A 1,504-nucleotide genomic window follows, 5' to 3' on the forward strand; every position below is an offset into this window, starting at 1 on the left:
CTGGGGGGTAACGCGGATGTGACGCACGCGTGCGATCGACTCCACCATTTCTTCTCCTCCTTCACGTCCCCGCGTTAGCGGCGACGGCCCTTCTTGTCGTCCTTCACGTGACCACGGAAGGTGCGCGTGGGGGCGAACTCACCGAGTTTGTGCCCAACCATGCTCTCGGTGACGAACACCGGGATGTGCTTGCGACCGTCGTGCACTGCGATGGTGTGCCCGAGCATGCCGGGGATGATCATCGAGCGGCGCGACCAGGTCTTGATTACGTTCTTGCTCTTGGCTTCGTTCGCCGTGACTACCTTGCGAAGCAGGTGGTCGTCAACGAATGGGCCTTTCTTAAGACTGCGTGGCATCGTCTACTCCTACTTACGCTTCTTGCCGACGGTGCGGCGACGAACGATGAGCTTGTCGCTTTCCTTGTTCGGGTGGCGGGTGCGCCCTTCCTTCTGGCCCCACGGGGTAACGGGGTGACGTCCACCGGACGTCTTACCCTCACCACCACCGTGCGGGTGGTCGACCGGGTTCATGGCGACACCACGAACTGTCGGGCGAACGCCTTTCCAGCGCATACGGCCGGCCTTGCCCCAGTTGATGTTCGACTGCTCGGCGTTGCCGACCTCGCCGATCGTTGCACGGCAGCGAGCATCCACGTTGCGGATTTCGCCGGAGGGCAGACGCAGCTGGGCGTAGACACCTTCCTTCGCCACGAGGCGAACAGACGCACCGGCGGAGCGGGCCATCTTGGCGCCACCACCCGGACGAAGCTCGATCGCGTGAATGATGGTACCGGTGGGGATGTTCTTCAACGGCAGGTTGTTGCCGGGCTTGATGTCAGCCCCGGCTCCCGACTCGATGATGTCGCCCTGGTTGAGCTTGTTCGGGGCGATGATGTAACGCTTGGTGCCGTCCACGAAGTGCAGCAGCGCAATGCGTGCCGTACGGTTCGGGTCGTACTCGATTTCGGCAACGCGGGCGTTGACGCCGTCCTTGTCGTTGCGCTTGAAGTCGATCACACGGTACTGGCGCTTGTGGCCACCACCGATGTGGCGAGTCGTGATGCGACCCTGGTTGTTACGTCCACCGGTCTTCGAGAGCGGCCGCAGAAGCGACTTTTCCGGGGTGGAGCGGGTGATTTCCGCGAAGTCGGCGACGGATGAACCGCGACGACCCGGGGTCGTGGGCTTGTACTTACGAATAGCCATTTCTGTTCCTCTAGTCCGCGCCGCTTAGCCGACGGCCGTGAAGATGTCGATGGAGCCGGACTTGAGCGTGACAATGGCACGCTTGGTGTCCTTGCGCTTGCCCATTCCGAACTTGGTGCGACGGGTCTTGCCCACGCGGTTCAGGGTGTTGATCGAAGCGACCTGCACCTTGAAGATGGACTCGATCGCGAGCTTGATCTCCGTCTTGTTCGAACGGGGGTCAACGATGAAGGTGTACTTACCCTCGTCGATCAGGCCGTAGCTCTTCTCAGAGACAACCGGAGCGATGATGATGTCGC

General features: G+C 61.6%; 3 protein-coding genes. All 3 read right to left on the reverse strand.

Annotated elements, in window-relative coordinates:
* Positions 1-74: 74 nt before the first annotated feature.
* A complete protein-coding gene (gene rpsS / locus JF66_RS17975; RefSeq protein ID WP_035880168.1) occupies positions 75-356 on the reverse strand; it encodes a 30S ribosomal protein S19 in 282 nt (93 codons plus the stop codon).
* A 9-nt stretch (positions 357-365) separates the two neighbouring features.
* A complete protein-coding gene (rplB, locus tag JF66_RS17980; protein ID WP_035834612.1) occupies positions 366-1,205 on the reverse strand; it encodes a 50S ribosomal protein L2 in 840 nt (279 codons plus the stop codon).
* A 24-nt stretch (positions 1,206-1,229) separates the two neighbouring features.
* Positions 1,230-1,504, reverse strand: a 275-nt coding sequence (gene rplW / locus JF66_RS17985; RefSeq protein ID WP_035880170.1) for a 50S ribosomal protein L23, incomplete at its 5' end; no start/stop codon positions are given.

The sequence above is a fragment of the Cryobacterium sp. MLB-32 genome, assembly GCF_000738085.1.
Lineage (GTDB): Bacteria > Actinomycetota > Actinomycetes > Actinomycetales > Microbacteriaceae > Cryobacterium.

Coding starts and splice junctions, on each gene's coding strand:
- rpsS (WP_035880168.1), bottom strand. CDS start 356: ATGCCACGCAGTCTTAAGAAAGGCCCATTCGTTGACGACCACCTGCTT.
- rplB (WP_035834612.1), bottom strand. CDS start 1,205: ATGGCTATTCGTAAGTACAAGCCCACGACCCCGGGTCGTCGCGGTTCA.